The 16,077-nt window shown below is 40.8% G+C and carries 13 protein-coding genes; 8 read left to right on the forward strand and 5 right to left on the reverse strand.

All coding sequences use genetic code 11. The features are described from left to right. Positions 1-4 precede the first annotated feature (4 nt). Together VK664_RS12055 and VK664_RS12060 are read right to left on the reverse strand one after the other, a co-directional pair. On the reverse strand, positions 5-841 hold the full coding sequence (locus VK664_RS12055; RefSeq protein WP_461398912.1) for a DUF1835 domain-containing protein: 837 nt from the start codon (positions 839-841) through the stop codon (positions 5-7). Positions 842-886: 45 nt separating this feature from the next. Continuing rightward, on the reverse strand, positions 887-2,785 hold the full coding sequence (locus VK664_RS12060; protein ID WP_461398913.1) for a DNA topoisomerase IV subunit B: 1,899 nt from the start codon (positions 2,783-2,785) through the stop codon (positions 887-889). A gap of 272 nt (positions 2,786-3,057) precedes the next feature. On the opposite strand from VK664_RS12060, the gene VK664_RS12065 reads away from it, so the two are divergent. The 4 genes from VK664_RS12065 (at position 3,058) to VK664_RS12080 (ending at position 5,682) form a co-directional block, all read left to right on the forward strand. After that, positions 3,058-3,378: a carboxypeptidase regulatory-like domain-containing protein gene (locus VK664_RS12065; protein WP_461398914.1), complete on the forward strand. Its 321-nt coding sequence runs from the start codon at positions 3,058-3,060 to the stop codon at positions 3,376-3,378. A 292-nt stretch (positions 3,379-3,670) separates the two neighbouring features. Further along, positions 3,671-3,937 carry a hypothetical protein gene (locus tag VK664_RS12070; RefSeq protein ID WP_461398915.1) on the forward strand — a complete coding sequence of 89 codons (267 nt, stop codon included), beginning with the start codon at positions 3,671-3,673 and terminating at the stop codon, positions 3,935-3,937. 134 nt (positions 3,938-4,071) lie between these two features. Continuing rightward, entirely contained in the window at positions 4,072-4,977 is a 906-nt protein-coding gene (locus VK664_RS12075; RefSeq protein WP_461398916.1) for an Asp23/Gls24 family envelope stress response protein, read from the forward strand. A 57-nt stretch (positions 4,978-5,034) separates the two neighbouring features. After that, positions 5,035-5,682, forward strand: coding sequence for a hypothetical protein (locus tag VK664_RS12080; RefSeq protein ID WP_461398917.1), 648 nt, complete (start codon positions 5,035-5,037; stop codon positions 5,680-5,682). A gap of 249 nt (positions 5,683-5,931) precedes the next feature. Here VK664_RS12080 and VK664_RS12085 read toward each other — a convergent pair whose 3' ends face one another. Next, complete coding sequence (locus VK664_RS12085; RefSeq protein ID WP_461398918.1) at positions 5,932-6,624, reverse strand: hypothetical protein; 693 nt, start codon at positions 6,622-6,624, stop codon at positions 5,932-5,934. Between the two features lie 180 nt (positions 6,625-6,804). Here VK664_RS12085 and VK664_RS12090 point away from each other — a divergent pair, with 180 nt between their 5' ends. The 3 genes from VK664_RS12090 to VK664_RS12100 all read left to right on the forward strand — a co-directional run bounded on the left by VK664_RS12090 (position 6,805) and on the right by VK664_RS12100 (position 10,821). Continuing rightward, positions 6,805-8,256, forward strand: coding sequence for an aminopeptidase P family protein (locus tag VK664_RS12090; protein ID WP_461398919.1), 1,452 nt, complete (start codon positions 6,805-6,807; stop codon positions 8,254-8,256). 785 nt (positions 8,257-9,041) lie between these two features. Continuing rightward, a complete protein-coding gene (locus VK664_RS12095) occupies positions 9,042-9,731 on the forward strand; it encodes a rhodanese-like domain-containing protein (RefSeq protein ID WP_461398920.1) in 690 nt (229 codons plus the stop codon). A gap of 97 nt (positions 9,732-9,828) precedes the next feature. After that, positions 9,829-10,821: a WD40/YVTN/BNR-like repeat-containing protein gene (locus VK664_RS12100; protein WP_461398921.1), complete on the forward strand. Its 993-nt coding sequence runs from the start codon at positions 9,829-9,831 to the stop codon at positions 10,819-10,821. An 11-nt stretch (positions 10,822-10,832) separates the two neighbouring features. On the opposite strand, the gene VK664_RS12105 is transcribed toward VK664_RS12100, so the two are convergent. After that, positions 10,833-11,165 carry a DMT family protein gene (locus tag VK664_RS12105; protein WP_461398922.1) on the reverse strand — a complete coding sequence of 111 codons (333 nt, stop codon included), beginning with the start codon at positions 11,163-11,165 and terminating at the stop codon, positions 10,833-10,835. A gap of 85 nt (positions 11,166-11,250) precedes the next feature. Continuing rightward, on the reverse strand, positions 11,251-14,769 hold the full coding sequence (smc, locus tag VK664_RS12110; RefSeq protein ID WP_461398923.1) for a chromosome segregation protein SMC: 3,519 nt from the start codon (positions 14,767-14,769) through the stop codon (positions 11,251-11,253). 208 nt (positions 14,770-14,977) lie between these two features. Here smc and VK664_RS12115 point away from each other — a divergent pair, with 208 nt between their 5' ends. Beyond that, positions 14,978-15,970 carry a Gfo/Idh/MocA family protein gene (locus VK664_RS12115; protein ID WP_461398924.1) on the forward strand — a complete coding sequence of 331 codons (993 nt, stop codon included), beginning with the start codon at positions 14,978-14,980 and terminating at the stop codon, positions 15,968-15,970. The last annotated feature ends 107 nt before the right edge of the window (positions 15,971-16,077 follow it).

The following is a 16,077-nucleotide window of genomic DNA, read 5'->3' on the forward strand; positions in this document are numbered from 1 at the left end:
AATTTTAAGAATTATCAATTGGTGCTGTTACTTCAGCTTTAGCCTTCAATTCAAAATCTTTCATATTTCGTATTTCCCCTTGTGCATCAACAAGCCCATCCGCTATCATTTTCTTCAAACGCCAAAGCAGGTATACATCACCGGTAGTATTTTTTCCTTTGTTTAGAAAATGGGTAATGATGCGGTTTGCCTTTTGCCAGTCTTTTGTAATAAATGTTGTCAATTCCTGGTCATAAAAAGAATAGTCGGCCTGGGACAATTTCTTCCCCCCTTCCAGCAAACGCACTCCTTTATCTTCATTACAGAGTTTTGTCCACTCATCGGGATCTACTTCGAATTCACTTAATGTTATGGGTCGGGCAAGCTTTTTTGCTTTGAGAAATTCTTTTGGTGGAATAACATGCAGCGACTGTGGATAAAAGATCAATCCTTTATCATTTATGAATGGAAGGTTATTCAGGTATAATATGAATACTCTTCCCTGGTAAGGCTTCAGGAAGCTGAGCAGCCAATAATAGCCACTGACATCGTGTTTATTCTGGGCGGCCCAGATCCACAATTTCTGATCAGGTTCGGCATCCAGTTTTGCAATAAGGTTCTCTACTTCCCGGTTATCGTTTACAATATCTTTATCTACATGACCGTTAAGATCGCCACCGGCCAATACCTGTCTCCACCATTCTTTCCTCGCTTCAATACCTTCCGCGGTATAAATATCTTTTAATGGACCAACCGCATAATCGTCTTTTATCTCGATGATTTCTCCCTGTAAGGTTTCATCAAGCCCTATTGCTTTTTGCAATACTTCTACATCAGCAGTGTTAAATACAATATGAATCATAATTAATAATCTATTGAAAAACTGGAAAAATCAGCACTGCCTGTTTTAAACAGCCAGTGTTTTTTCATCTGCAAGATCAAGTTCAAACTTAAGGTTGTTGATGATAAACTCCTGTCTTTCCATGGTATTTTTGCCCATATAATATTCCAGGATTTGTTGCACATGTGTTTCAGGCATGATCATTACCGGTTGCAATCTTATATCCGGCCCGATGAACCTTGCGAATTCATCCGGAGAGATCTCCCCTAGTCCTTTAAACCTTGTGATTTCTGGTTTACTGCCGAGTTTTTTTACTGCTGCCTGTTTTTCGGTTTCATCATAACAATAAATCGTTTCCTGTTTGTTCCTTACCCTGAACAAAGGTGTTTCCAGGATATAAACATGACCATTTTTAACGAGGTCCGGGAAAAACTGTAGATAAAACGTCATCAGCAAAAGCCTGATATGCATACCGTCCACATCGGCGTCTGTTGCTATCACTATATTATTATAGCGCAGGCCTTCATATCCCTCTTCAATATTTAATGCATGCTGAAGCAGATTGAATTCCTCATTTTCATACACTACTTTTTTCGTGAGGCCATAACAGTTGAGCGGCTTGCCTCTTAAACTGAATACTGCCTGTGTTTCAACATCCCTTGCCTTCGTAATTGAACCACTTGCTGAATCACCCTCAGTAATAAAAATTGTACTTTCTTTTTGTTTTTCAAGAATGTTATCCTTGTCTTTGCCTGTAGCTTCATCATTATAATGGAAGCGGCAATCCCGTAGTTTACGGTTATGAAGATTTGCTTTTTTAGCACGTTCGTTTGCAAGCTTTTTTATTCCCGCCAGGTCCTTTCTTTCCCTTTCACTTTGTTCGATTCTTTTCTTCATCTGTTCCGCAATCATCGGATTCCGGTGCAGGTAGTTGTCAAGTTCTTTAGCTAAGAAATCATTGACAAAATTTTTCATTGATGGTCCTTTTTCAAAGACGATCTGTGAACCGAGTTTTGTTTTTGTCTGGCTTTCAAACACTGGTTCCTGGACCCTCACAGAAATAGCCGCACAGATGCTGGCCCGTATATCAGAAGCATCATAATCTTTTTTATAAAAGTCACGGATTGTTTTCACAAAAGCTTCCCGGAATGCAGCGAGATGCGTTCCACCCTGGGTTGTATACTGGCCGTTAACAAATGAGTAATATTCTTCACCATATTGATTTTCATGAGTAAGGGCAACTTCAATATCTTCCCCTTTAAGATGAATAACCGGGTACCTTATCTCATCTGCATTGGTTTTTCTTTGCAAAAGATCAAGGAGTCCGTTTTTACTTATGTATTTTTTTCCGTTGAAGTTGAGTACCAGGCCTGCATTGAGGAAGCAATAGTTCCATAGCTGCTGGTCGATGTATTCTGTCAGGTAGTGAAAGTTTTTGAAGACAGTTTCATCTGGAATAAATACCACTTCCGTTCCATTTGGTTCACTTGTTTTTGCTTCTTTATGCTCTTTGGTCAGTATACCACGCTCGAACTCGGCTACTTTTTCTTTTCCTTCACGGAAGGCAGTAACCTTGAAATACTTGCTCAGGGCGTTTACCGCTTTGGTACCTACTCCGTTCAAACCAACGCTTTTCTGGAATGCCTTGCTGTCGTATTTGGCCCCCGTATTTATTTTACTTACCACGTCAACCACTTTACCCAGCGGTATACCACGACCATAATCGCGGATAGTGACCGTTTTGTTTTCTATAGAAATATCGACATGTTTCCCATGACCCATCGTGTGCTCATCGATGCAATTATCGAGGACCTCTTTTAAGAGTACGTAAATACCGTCATCGGAACTTGTGCCATCGCCAAGTTTACCGATATACATGCCCGGTCTAAGACGTATATGTTCCCTCCAATCGAGGCTTTTTATGGATTCTTCGGTATAGTCAAAAAGGTTTTTGCTGTCTGCCATAAATCAAGACGTTAAGGACTGTTGGATGCTTTTTTATACAAATTACTAAGAATCAGTTCAATATATTCGATGGATCGTAAATCCTGAAATCCGGCAAATATAATCAAACGCGCGAATTAGGAAAGCATAGAACTTAAATGAATGAAAATGAAATGTCTGCAAGTGGCTGGGCATTGATTTCCCCAAACTGAAAATAAAATAGCCTATTTAAATGGCATATCTATTGATCTTTTACGGTTTGAGGTCAATTTTAAAACCTTTAAATTCTTTTTATGACAAAGTCGAAACTCATTATAGCTTCCTTAGCCGGACTAGTGGCTTCGGGATTATTTGCATTTAATGTATTTACTGCCGGATCTATCAAAGGCACAATCATGCCTGCCGATGCAGCATCCCGCGCCTGGGCATTATCACCAACAGACACACTTAGGGCAACTATTATTAATGGTGCCTATGAAATAAAGGATGCCAAACCTGGATCTTACAGGGTCATTATTGAGGCTAAACCTCCATTTAAAAACGCGGCAAAAGACTCAGTTGTTGTGATTGACGGTCAAACCGCAGAAGTTGGTGAAATAAAGCTCGAACAGTAGTTTTTAACGCATAATCCGAAACCTGGAAGACAGTAGCTTTACTTAGTTGCTGTCTTTTTTATAATTTAAATTATTTGATAATTCCTTAAAAATCAATCGATTAATCCCAGAACCGGAAACTTAACAATAAAAATACCTGTGACGGGAGTTCATGAAAAGGATTTTTGTAAATTTGCACTTCTGACGTTATTGCGTTTTACTACCCCATAGTATTCTACTTCTTACTCAACCCATTGTAGTTCTGAGAGTTATTACCTGTTAATTAATTATTTGACATTTAAATCAGTGTTGTATGTATTCGTATGCGTTGTTAGAAACAGGATGTTATTATCTTATTCAGGAAAAGGAGGATTCGGGACTTAGCCTGATAAAAATTACTATGGACACTGACTATTGCATGTTTGTGACCAGCTTTGGTGACAATGCTGTAATGCAATGGAAGAAAAAGACCGATACGATCCATGATATCCTGGAATTAATGGGCGATGACAAAGTGAAGGAATGGGAATCTATATATAACGATAACCAGGATGCCTATTACGAGGAGGATGATGAATAATAGCTTAAAAAAACCGGATATAAACCTTTAAAATCAGTGCTGTTTTACTAATGCGGATTCTTTCTCAAACTTTTATCAGCCTGTCTATGCAAATCTGGTATAATTTTGCGTTAAGTGTATGAGTAAGACAGATTATGGCGTATTTATCGGAAAAACAACATAATGTAAAAAAGATTTTACTGGTAGTTATTGGGCTGCTAACCATTGTGCCTCTCGCGCCAGTGATAAACCGTTATTTGCCACCTGTATTGGTGGGTTCATTCAATCTTGACCTTATTTTATCTTTAATACTAGCCGCGCTTTTCACGTGGCTGGTATTAAGGATTTTTCGGTTTTTACTGATCCCGGCTGTCATTTTCCTGGCAGTAGTACTCTTTTATAACCAGTTTACCAATGGGTACGGCTTTAAAAGCATGATTAATGATTACCGTAGCATGGTTGAAAACAATTGGGGGAACAATGATAAAAAGGAGAAAAACCTGGTAGTCAGTGCCTCTTTTTTTGATGGCCCGCTTACAAAAACGGTAAAATCGCTACAGTCAAAAGTCGATTACAAGGATTCGGTGGTCAGGAACTTCGCAGTTCAACATTCCCTCGATTACTTCGATGAATATCATATGAAGTACGGTTCCATGGTAAGGCTTCTTTCACTTTTCAAGTATATCAATTCACATTTCAAATATGTTTCAGACTCTGAGCGTGACGAATATTTCGCAACACCAAAGGAGACTATTCTTAATGGAATGGGTGGTGACTGTGACGATCACACGTTGTTGATGGTGTCTTGCCTGAAAGCGATCGGGGGTCATGTGAGAATGGTGTTAACTGAGGGACACCTTTACCCGGAATTGTTGGTCGGGGACGAGAAATCGTTTGAAAGAATGCAACAAGCCATTGTTTATCTCTTCGGCAACGAGGCGATAGACAATATGTATTACCATGAACAAAATGGACAATACTGGCTCAATCTGGACTACAGCGCTAAATACCCTGGTGGTCCTTACGTAAGTGAAATCGCTTATGCAATAATAGAACTGTAGTTTTTATTGTGATTATCTGCACATAATGTCTACTTTTCGCCTCGAAATCTGATAACTATGGACTCCCTAATTAGGATTGTAGGATTAACATCCTCCCTGAGTACGCTTTTTGTGCTGATTGCATTCATTATTTCCAAAAGTGAATCCCTTAAAAAAATTCTGAGATGGCTAGCCATCTATTCAGGAATTTCATTTCTTACCGACCTGTTTTTATCGATATCACCCGAAGATTCAAATTTTGAAATATTGTTCAGTTTCACATTACTTGAATATGCCTGTTTTGCGTATATATTTTATATGCTGCTATCGAAGCCGGTAAACCAAAAAATAGTGATCGTTGGGTCATTTGCCTTTATGGTGATGGTAACCGTCACTCTTATGGACTTTGGAAGCAAACAATTCGATAATGTTAATTCAGGAACAGAAGCAATTCTTATTATTGTGTATAGCATTCTTTACTTCAGTGAAAAACTAAATCTTGAAAACCTCGAACCGATATTCGATAATCCGGGGGCTTATATTGTTATTGGCTGTCTTTTTTACCTGGCTGGCAACCTCTTTCTCTTTATTACTTCAGAAGAGCAGAGCATGAACGTGTGGATCATTAATTCCCTTTTCAATCTGATTAAGAATGTATTTTTCCTGATTGCAATCCGTAAGTGCACAAAGTTAAAAAAGCCGGTTTCAGTCTACAACTTTTCTTAAATAGTATCACTTTACTTAGTATTTCCTTACTTAAATAGTATCTCTTTACTAAATTCAGTTTGCTAAGCATTGCCGTGCACCAACTCGTACTGTTAGTTCGATTCTGGATAGCAGCGATCCTTACCGCGATATGCACACTCGCGGAACTAATTTGTTTGTTGAATGAACCAATTTGATTAATGAACTAAGAGGAAGGATAATCGCGCTGCTGGCAGATCAATAGCGGCGGTAAGATTAAGGCTAGAGTTATTAGTCGATTATGTTGATCAACACCTCATGTTGCCGGGGACCTCGCGACTGCTGTGTTTTCTTTCTCAGGGCTTCTGAAAAAAAGCCAAAGCATGCTATTATGATTCCGATCAGCGTAGATCCATAATAAATAATATCCATATCTTCCCTTTCCGCATACAAGAAGTATTCGTAAATATAATAGTACACATAAACTGCATACTCAAATAATATAGCCAGAAAGAGAAAACTTTTAGCTTTCTCACGCGGAGTATGATCCATCTTCTGGAAGTAATGAACTATTTCTGTGATAACAATTGATATCACCACAGCTACACCTGCCCCTACAAGATATTTAAATGAGTTGTCATTGAAGCCACGGAATATCCCATTCATAATCTCAATAAAAATAAAAACCGGGATCAGGACTTTTATAAGGGATCGCAGGCTGGCAACACCGGTATTGAGATAAAATATATACAATATAAAGGGGACATCGATCATATTGAATATTAATCTGCACAGGTCGAAGGTGGAACCGGAAACCAGGGAAGTAGAGCCAAGCAGGTTAATCAGGCCACCCAGGGACCAATAACAGGAAAACATCAGCACCGGAATATCCTTCCATAGCTTCTTATACAGAACTACGGCAAGGGGAATATGGTAAGCAATTAATGTTACCGTATTTAAAATCTGATAAAGTTGTTCTTTCAAGGTTTACGAGTTAACTCTTAAAAATCGCATAAACAGTGCTTAATATTGTCTTGTGCAATTTATTCAGTATTAATACTTTTCTCCATTTATGCATAAAATACGATCAGTCCCAAAGATTTCAGGAGTGCTTTCAAAGCGTTGCTCTAAACCTTTGTTATATTTAATCAGCAAAACTAATTTATGAAAAAAGTATATCTGACCGGCATCTTTTTGGTATTCTTTCTTTGTGGTCTCTTTGCCCAGGATAATGATGTTGCCAATGATTATCTGAGCCCCTCCTTTCATGCTTCCCGCCGCGATTCTGCACGTGCCCTTATGCCTGCGAATTCGGTAATGGTGGTGTTTGCCTTCCCAACCCGTAATTTTTCCAATGATGTCGACTATGTCTATCATGCCAATCCGGACTTATATTATTTCACAGGTTATAAAGAACCTCATTCAGTATTGTTTTTATTTAAGGAAGATCAGAAGAGTGCGGATGGCAATACCTATAATGAATTGCTGTTCATCCAGGAAAGAAATGTACAGGCTGAACAATGGACCGGCAAACGTATGGGTGTTGAAGGTGTCAAAACCCAATTGAAAATTAACCAGGTTTTCAACGGCGGAGAGTTTAAAAACCATCCTCAAAATTTTACCGGATTTACCAACATCGTAATGGATCCTTTGCCTGTTGCCGACCCCGGCGGCAGCAAAGACGTTGCTGATCTTTATAGCCTGGTGAACCAGTTCCGGTTGAAATCGGGGTTAATGGAGGAAAAAGAGGGAAATACAAGGGTTCAAAATAAATTATACCGGCAGATAACAGGTGGCTTAAGGGAGATAAAAACCGAAGAAGAACTTGCGATACTTAGAAAAGCAATTGAAATATCCTGTATCGGCCAGGCAGAAGTGATGAAAGCTATCCGCCCTGAAATGTCCGAGCGCGAGGTACAGGGATTACATGAATATGTACACAAAAAATATGGAGCTGAAAATGTCGGTTACCCTTCGATAGTGGGCGCCGGTAACAATGGTTGTGTTCTGCACTATGTAGAGAATGCAAAACTAAATGTGGGCAAACAGATGTTGCTGATGGATGTCGGTGCCGAGTATCATAACTATACTGCAGACGTAACAAGAACAATACCGGCAAACGGTAAATTTACGCCTGAACAAAAAGCGATATATGAGATCGTTTACCAGGCACAGGAGGAATGTTTTAAGATGTGTAAGGAGGGTACCAACTGGCGCGATGTAAACCTGAAGTCAAAGGAAATAGTAGCAGCCGGTCTGCTCAGGCTTGGCATCATCTCAAAAAAAGAAGAGGCAGCCAAATATTATCCTCATGGCCTTGGTCATCATATTGGAATGGATGTACATGACCGTAGTATTTCACCAGTGCTCAAAAAAAATATGGTGCTAACTATAGAACCTGGAATCTACATTCCTGAAAACAGCAACTGTGATAAAAAGTGGTGGGGTATTGCAGTAAGAATTGAAGATGATATTTTGATCCGTGAAAAAGATTATGAGCTCCTGTCAACAGCGGCTCCACGGAAGATTGAGGACATTGAAAAAAAGATTGCGGAAAAGAGCATCCTCGAGAATTATACGTTACCGCCACTAAAGCCTACCAAAAAAGGTTTTTAAGAAGTTGAATTTTAAACAATCGATATAACAATTTGATTTGTATCACTTTAGGCGAATTAAAGTGATTTATTTTTAAACATGAAGGCGAGGATATTAACACTATGTTAGCAACTTTCCCATTGAAATACTAGTAAGATTACGGATATGATGGTAGAAACTGATGTTTTAAGATAGAGCACATCTGCTCTTTACCATGAATCAACTGAAGATTACTTTTGTATTGTCACCTGAATAACCGACATCCTTTATAAGAATCACAAAATCAATAAATAAAAAGCTTTAATCCTTAGAAAAACCATCGCCGCAAGGGCGGGACTAAAATCCAAGAATCCAAACAAAACCAATCCTAAGTCCAGATCCGAAAAACCAAATCCTAAAATCCAACAATCCAAAAAACCAAATCCTAAAATCCAACAATCCAAACAAAACCAATCCTAAGTCCAGATCCAAAAAACCAAATCCTAAAATCCAACAATCCAAACAAAACCAATCCTAAAATCCAAGAGTCCAAAAAACCAAACCAAGTCCGATCCTAAAAACCAAGTCAAAATCCAATGTCATCCCTACACAGGATCCAACTATGAAAGGCTCAGTCGATATCCTAAGAAACCTGATAACCGTCAAGAGCTTAAGAAATTTAAATCCGATCCCATCGAAAGCTAATTGAAAGGTTGGTCGACTGATTCCAAAAACATTAAAAGCCACTGTACGTCCAGACAGTGGCTTTTATTTTGCGTTATCTCCCCAAAGGTCGATAATTTTGAGAAGTTTAATTTCTCCTTTTTATGACTAAGTTTATCACACTCTCAATATGTTGCTGGCTTCTTGTAGCCTGCGAATCCTATAGCCAGAAGGCCAGTCTTGACCCCCAGGGTTTTGAATCGGCATTAACTGAAAGAAACGTACAGTTGCTGGATGTAAGAACCGCAAAGGAATATCAATCAGGACATTTAAAAAATGCATTACAGGCAGACTGGAACAACCAGCCTGATTTCAAAGAGAGGACTGCTCATCTCGATAAAGACAAACCAGTCTTCGTGTACTGTGCAGCAGGATCCCGGAGCGCGGCCGCGGCCGATTGGCTTACCGGCCAGGGCTATCATGTGACAGAGCTGAAAGGCGGTTTTATTGGATGGAAATCGGCCAATAAGCCAGTGGAACAGGCATCTAATGAAAAGCCGATTAGCCTGGCTGAATATAAAGTATTGACAACCCTCGGCCCTGTCGTTTTGGTGGACATTGGCGCCGAATGGTGCCCGCCATGCAAAAAAATGGAGCCGGTCCTTGAGCAACTGAAAAAGGATCTCGGAGAAAATTTCAAGCTTGTCAAAATTGATGCTGGTATGCAAACCGAATTGATGAAACAGGTGAACGCTGAAAAGATCCCAACATTTATTATTTATAAAAATGGCAGCGAGACCTGGAGAAAAGTTGGTATAGTTGATATCAATGAGTTAAAACGTAACTTGAATTAGACCTTTTAAATACATGGCTGTCAAGCCAAATCCCGGGTTGTTTATTATTTAAATGGAATTCGACATCGCAACTGGTTAGCGCCATATTCTAAAAATCATGAGAAAAATATCAATGCTGCCCGTTGCTATACTGATTTCAATGACATCAGTAAACGGACAACAATTAGAAATATTAACCCAGGGTAATTCTACTTCAATCCGGGGACTTAGCGTTGTTAGCGATGAGATAGTCTGGACAAGTGGAAGTAAAGGAATGGTCGGCCGTTCGGTAGACGGCGGGAAAAACTGGAACTGGAACCAGGTACCCGGTTTTGAAAAAAGAGAATTCAGGGATATAGAAGCTTTCGATGATCTAAACGCCCTGGTCCTGGCCATTGCCGAACCCGGGATAATCCTGAAGACAGCGGATGGAGGCAAAAGCTGGAGGCCGGTATATACTGATTCCAGTGCAGGCATTTTCCTTGATGCTTTTCATTTTACTGGCAATGGTTCAGGTATTGTTATCGGAGATCCGCTGAAAGGAGAAATCTATCTTGCTTCCACCAATGATTATGGCAACTCCTGGAAAAGGAACCTTAAGGCACCAAAAGCAGACAGTGGGGAAGCATGTTTTGCATCAAGCGGAACTAATATAGTAGCCCTGAAAAACGGTGGTTATTATTTTGTAACGGGTGGATTATCCAGCCGTTTACATGGAGCAGGGACAGTCACCAGGTTGCCGTTGGTACAAGGCAAAGAAAGTACAGGTGCCAATTCAATTGCTGTTTTCGGAAATAATGCAGTAGTTGTTGGAGGTGATTTTACCAGGGACACGGCAAAAGCTAATAACTGTATTATCGTCCGGCTGGGAAAGGTCCCGGTGTTTACAACATCTACTACCCCGCCCCAGGGTTATCGCAGCTGTGTCGAATTTATAGATGCAAGTAATTTGATAACCTGCGGTACCTCTGGAGTTGATATCAGTGCTGATGGTGGAAAAAACTGGAAGCTCATTAGCAAAGAAAGCTTTCATGTTTGCCAGAAAGCCCGGAAGGGTAATGCAATATTCCTGGCCGGCGGAAATGGAAGAATAGCGAAGTATTTGCCTTAGGCTAATAAACTTTATTTCTTAAACATAAAGTAAACAGCTCCCAGCAGAAATCCGAAACTTACAAGATATTTCCAATGAAAAGGTTCCTTTAGATAAACAACCGCGAAAACCGAAAATACGACCAGGGTAATCACTTCCTGGGCCATTTTCAACTGGAACCCCGTAAATCCATTCGCATAGCCCAGCCTGTTAGCAGGTACCATCAGGCAATACTCAAAAAAGGCAATGGCCCAGCTTGCCAGGATAGCTTTGTACAAGGGAACACCTGCCTGTTTCAGATGGCCATACCAGGCGATGGTCATAAATACATTTGAGGCCACTAATAAGAGGATCGTACGCAGCATGACACTTGATTGATCTAATTAAAAAGAGGCGATCCGTATGTCAAACAGATCGCCTTTATTATTAATAGAGGGTTGTAAAAAAGTTTTAAGTAAGCGCCCTGAAATCAACCGGCACCAGTTTACTAACACCAGGCTCCTGCATAGTAACACCATAGATTACATCAACAGCACTCATCGTTTGTTTATTATGCGTAACAATAATAAACTGGCTTTCTTCACTGAACTTACGGATCATAGAAGTAAACTTACCTACGTTGGCATCATCCAATGGCGCGTCGACTTCATCCAGGATACAAAATGGTGCAGGTTTAATCAGGTAGATAGAAAACAACAGTGCTGTTGCAGTAAGTGTTTTTTCACCCCCACTCAACTGGGAAATAGATGAAGGTCTTTTCCCTTTTGGTTTTGCAATGATATCGATACTTGTTTCAGCGAGATTCTCAGGATTTTCAAGTACCATGTCGGCTGTATCATCATCTGTGAACAGTGCCTTGAACACCCGCTGGAAATTCTCACGTACGCGGTTAAAGGTATCAAGGAACTGCTGGTTGGCGGTGGCCTCCACTTCCTGGATTGTTTGCAAAAGACTATCTTTTGCTGTCACCAGGTCATTTTTCTGCTCGAGAATAAACTCGTATCGTTTTTTCATTTCCGTGAAAGCTTCGATAGCCGTTGGGTTAACTTCTCCAAGGTTCTCGAGTCTTTTCTTCATCCTGTCACTTTTCTCCTGTAACTCCTCCACCGGTACTTCACCGGTCCGGGGCTGATCAATAATATCATCCAGGTTGATCCTGAATTCAACGCTTAATCTTTCTTTCATACCGGCTAGCTGCAGTTTCAACTCGTTGAGCTTATCTTTTATTTCGCTTAGTAAATGTTCGGTTTGTTCTTTTTCTTTTACTTTATGACGAAGCTCGGATTCTTTTTCATTCAGCCTGTTTCTTTGATTATAGTATGACTGATCGGCTTCGTTCAATATCTTTTCTTCTTCTTCTTTTTTACGAAGCATTGCTACCAGTTCCTGCTCGGCAATTTCAAGCGTATCGCTGCTTTCAACAATGCTTTCAGCTGTCATCTTTAATTGAGATGCATTTGATTCTACCTGTTGTGTCAGGTTGTTCAGCTGGTTTGATTTGAATTCTGCTTCCTGGCTCAGCGCGTTGATCTTACTCTGTTGGCGTGTAACCTGCAGATTAAATTCGTTAAAGCCGGCCAGGGCCATGTTGTACTGGGTTTCAGCACCACGGTAATCATCTTCCGCTACCTTCAGCGTTTCCTTTACCTCGTTAAAAAGATTAACCAGTTCTTTCCATTGTTTCCTGGTTCCTTCAATAGACGCAACTGTATTGTCCAGGTTTTGCTGCATCTCTTCCAGGCGGTTTTGAGCCGTAGATTGAAGACCATGGAGTGACTCAATTTTATTCTGAAGTGAAAATACCTGGTTGGTCAGACGATTAATATCGTCCTGTGCCTGTTTGATCGCGTTATCTTTGAGTTGTTCGTTGTAAGCGATCACCTCATTATGACGGTTTTGTATAACCGCTTTCAATTCGTTTACGATCAATTCCTGTTCCTGGATGTCCAGTTGAAGTTTGCCTAGATTTTTTGCACGGCCAATTTTCTTCCCTTCAAAAAGCCCCACGCTGCCCCCGGTTAGAGAGTATTTGCCTTTCACGTATTTACCATGCTTCTCGAGTACTACTGCACCATTGCTGTCTTTAAGTGCTTCCTCGTTTTCAGCGATAAAAACATTGCCCAGTAAATGATTCGCAAGATCACGGTATTGATCATCCACTTCAATTACATCTATGGCTGGAATGGTTTGTTCGGGCTGATGAAATTCGACATTTACTTTTTCGAACTTGTCAAGCAAAAAGAAATTGGCTTTACCTTTTTTATTATCGTCCAGCAGGTGAACTGCCTGCAAGCCTTCTTGCAGGTTATTCACCACATAGTAGTTCAGATATGGTTCAAGTACATTTTCAACTGCGGCCCGGTACTCTTCTTTTACATAGATGATGTCTGACAGGATTGGAGCTTTATGGTTCCAACCGGAATTGTTGTGCAGGAACTTTATGCTTTCCGGGTAACCTTCCATGGAATCCACCAGGCTTTTCAGCAGGTCATGCTCGTTCTTTTTTGAATCGAGTTTGCGGTTTTCTTCAGCAAGTTTCTGCCTCAAAGCTTCCAGGTCGCGTTGTGTTTCCAGAATTTGTTCCCTGGTCCGCTCCTGTTGTTCCTGTAATTGTTGCAGATCCATGCGGCGCGATTCGAGTTCTTCTTCTTTAGAAACCCGCTCTTCTTCCAGCTGTTTTAACTGGCTGTATCGAACTTCTTTTTCTTCCTCCATTTGCTGAATACCGCGTTGCATATTCTGGATTGAAGTATCAGCAACCGCCACTTTCTTTTCTGCATCAAACTGGTTACGCTGGATGGAAGAATTTTCACTTCGCAACTGGTCAACTTTGGTGCGCTTTTCGTCGAACACAATCCTGTTTGCTTCAACGGCTTCTTTCCGGTCTGCAAGCTGTTGCTGAAGATCTTCAAGCTTGCCGGATTCCTCACTGAATTGTTGACGGGTAAAGAGAATGCTTTCTTCCAGCCCTTTCAGCTGACCTTCACTTTTTGTCAGGAATTCCTGGAGACTCGATTCCTTTTCCTGCAGGAAATTAAGTCTCTGCGAAGCCAGGTTTTTTTCGTTTTCCTTGCTTCTTAATTTTTGGAGCAGATCATTGAACTCATGTTGCATGGACTGAAGCGCGCGTTCCTTTTCGATAAAGCTGACTTTATCCTGCTCAATGGCGGCTTCTTCGTTGGCAATTTCAGCTTCGAACTTTATTTTCTTGTCGGTTTCTTTCTCCGCCTGGTCATTCAGGTCGCGGTAAGTCAGGTTAAAACCTTCGAGTGAAGCCTTGGCTAGTTCGATACTTAACTCGCGGTAATCTTTTTTAATCTCAAAATACTTCTCTGCTTTTTTTGCCTGGTTTTCGAGGCTTTTCAGTTGGTTATTGATTTCAAAAAGCAAATCTTCAATACGGGCAAGATCCTGTTCGGTAGCTTCCAGTTTCGATTTGGCTTCTTTTTTTCTTGTTTTATAGATCGTAATGCCGGCAGCTTGTTCAAGCATACGGCGACGGCTATTGTCTTTGTCTTTGATAATTTCATCAACCATACCCAGCTCAATAATCGCATAGCTGTCGGTACTGATCCCGGTATCCATAAAAAGGTTCTGGATATCCTTGAGACGGCATTGAACATCATTCAGGCGATACTCGCTCTCCCCGCTTTTATAAAACTTGCGGGTTACTGTAACGGTGCTGAATTCGGTTGGAAGCAGGTTTCGTGTGTTTTCAAAAGTCAGGCTTACTTCAGCAAGACCTGAAGCTGAGCGGCTTTTTGAGCCATTAAAAACCAGGCTCTCCAGGTTTTCAGAACGGAGATGACTAATCTTTTGTTCCCCGATCACCCACCTGATGCTATCGATAATATTACTTTTACCGCATCCGTTTGGTCCGATTACACCCGTTATACCCTCGTCGAAATGTAACGTGGTTTTATCGGCAAAACTTTTGAATCCTTTGATTTCGAGGGTCTTTAATCGCACAGTTCTTATATTTTGTGATTGCAGCAAATATAAAAGAACCGTCCGTACCGATATTCACGAATTATACACAGCTATCCACCGGAAAATGGGAGAATACCCACAATTCGGGATTAGTTATCACGATCCTCAATCCATAATCCCGGATTCGCCGATATTTGTCTTCCTGTTGATTGATTATCACTATTATTCAGAATTGAATTGCTTTATTATGAAAACATTTAAATGGGGAATTCTTGGAGCTGGCCGCATTGCCCGGAAGTTTGCTTCAGATCTGAAATATGTTGAAGGAGCAAGGTTATACGCCGTTGGTGCGCGCACCAGTGAATCTGCCCATGCTTTTGCCACTGAGTTCCCGGGTACAAAAGACTATACGGGTTATGAGGCGCTGGTAAACGATCCGGAAGTAGATGCGGTTTATGTTGCTACCCCGCATGGGCTGCATCGGGATCATGTGATTTTATGCCTGGATCACAAAAAGCCCGTGCTTTGCGAAAAGGCTTTTGCAATTAATCTGCGGGAAGCCAGCGAAATGGCCGAAGCCGCCCGTCGCAATAATGTTTTTCTGATGGAGGCATTCTGGACCAAATTCCTTCCCCACTATATCAAAACGAAATCTTTGATAGATGAAGGCAAGATTGGGAAAATACGGTCAATTCTTGTGAATTTTGGCTTCAAACCATATGATCCGGTTCCGCAGCGGTTATTCGACCCAGCACTTGGTGGTGGAACCCTGCTTGATATTGGAATTTATAATGTGTTTTTGGCTTTGTCGTTACTTGGGAGACCTGATGAAATCGAAGCCAGGGCGGAACTGACCGAAGGAAAAGTGGATGTTCAGTGTGCGGTCACCTTTAAATACGCCGGAGGAGAAATGGCAAATCTATTCAGCAGTTTCCATTCCGAACTGGCTAACGAGGGTGATATTTGTGGCGATAATGGCCGGATCAGGCTGGGCACAAGGTTCTTTGCTCCAGATACCAGCATCGGGTTTTATAGTGGCAAGCCAGATACCAAAGAAGTAATTCCTTTCGATAAAGAACCTGGCTATGGTTATCAATACCAGGCAAGACATGTTCAGGATTGCCTCGGGAAAGGCCTCACCGAGAGCCCTGTTATGACCCTTGCTGATACTTTATTGCAAATGGAAACCCTTGATAGAATCCGGAAATCGGCAGGGATTGTCTATCCTCACGATTTATGATTTAATATTCAAACATCAATTCATCATACAAGAATCAATTCATCATACAAACATCAATTCACCAGATAAACATCAATTCACCATACAAACATCAATTCACCGGTTAT

It is taken from the genome of Flavitalea sp. (assembly GCF_035489435.1).
Classification (GTDB): domain Bacteria; phylum Bacteroidota; class Bacteroidia; order Chitinophagales; family Chitinophagaceae; genus DATHKG01.

What these genes read in the sequence shown, in the direction of transcription:
- VK664_RS12055 (WP_461398912.1), bottom strand. Translation starts at nt 841, where the DNA reads ATGATTCATATTGTATTTAACACTGCTGATGTAGAAGTATTGCAAAAA.
- VK664_RS12060 (WP_461398913.1), bottom strand. Translation starts at nt 2,785, where the DNA reads ATGGCAGACAGCAAAAACCTTTTTGACTATACCGAAGAATCCATAAAA.
- VK664_RS12065 (WP_461398914.1), top strand. Translation starts at nt 3,058, where the DNA reads ATGACAAAGTCGAAACTCATTATAGCTTCCTTAGCCGGACTAGTGGCT.
- VK664_RS12070 (WP_461398915.1), top strand. Translation starts at nt 3,671, where the DNA reads ATGTATTCGTATGCGTTGTTAGAAACAGGATGTTATTATCTTATTCAG.
- VK664_RS12075 (WP_461398916.1), top strand. Translation starts at nt 4,072, where the DNA reads ATGGCGTATTTATCGGAAAAACAACATAATGTAAAAAAGATTTTACTG.
- VK664_RS12080 (WP_461398917.1), top strand. Translation starts at nt 5,035, where the DNA reads ATGGACTCCCTAATTAGGATTGTAGGATTAACATCCTCCCTGAGTACG.
- VK664_RS12090 (WP_461398919.1), top strand. Translation starts at nt 6,805, where the DNA reads ATGAAAAAAGTATATCTGACCGGCATCTTTTTGGTATTCTTTCTTTGT.
- VK664_RS12095 (WP_461398920.1), top strand. Translation starts at nt 9,042, where the DNA reads ATGACTAAGTTTATCACACTCTCAATATGTTGCTGGCTTCTTGTAGCC.
- VK664_RS12100 (WP_461398921.1), top strand. Translation starts at nt 9,829, where the DNA reads ATGAGAAAAATATCAATGCTGCCCGTTGCTATACTGATTTCAATGACA.
- VK664_RS12105 (WP_461398922.1), bottom strand. Translation starts at nt 11,165, where the DNA reads ATGCTGCGTACGATCCTCTTATTAGTGGCCTCAAATGTATTTATGACC.
- VK664_RS12115 (WP_461398924.1), top strand. Translation starts at nt 14,978, where the DNA reads ATGAAAACATTTAAATGGGGAATTCTTGGAGCTGGCCGCATTGCCCGG.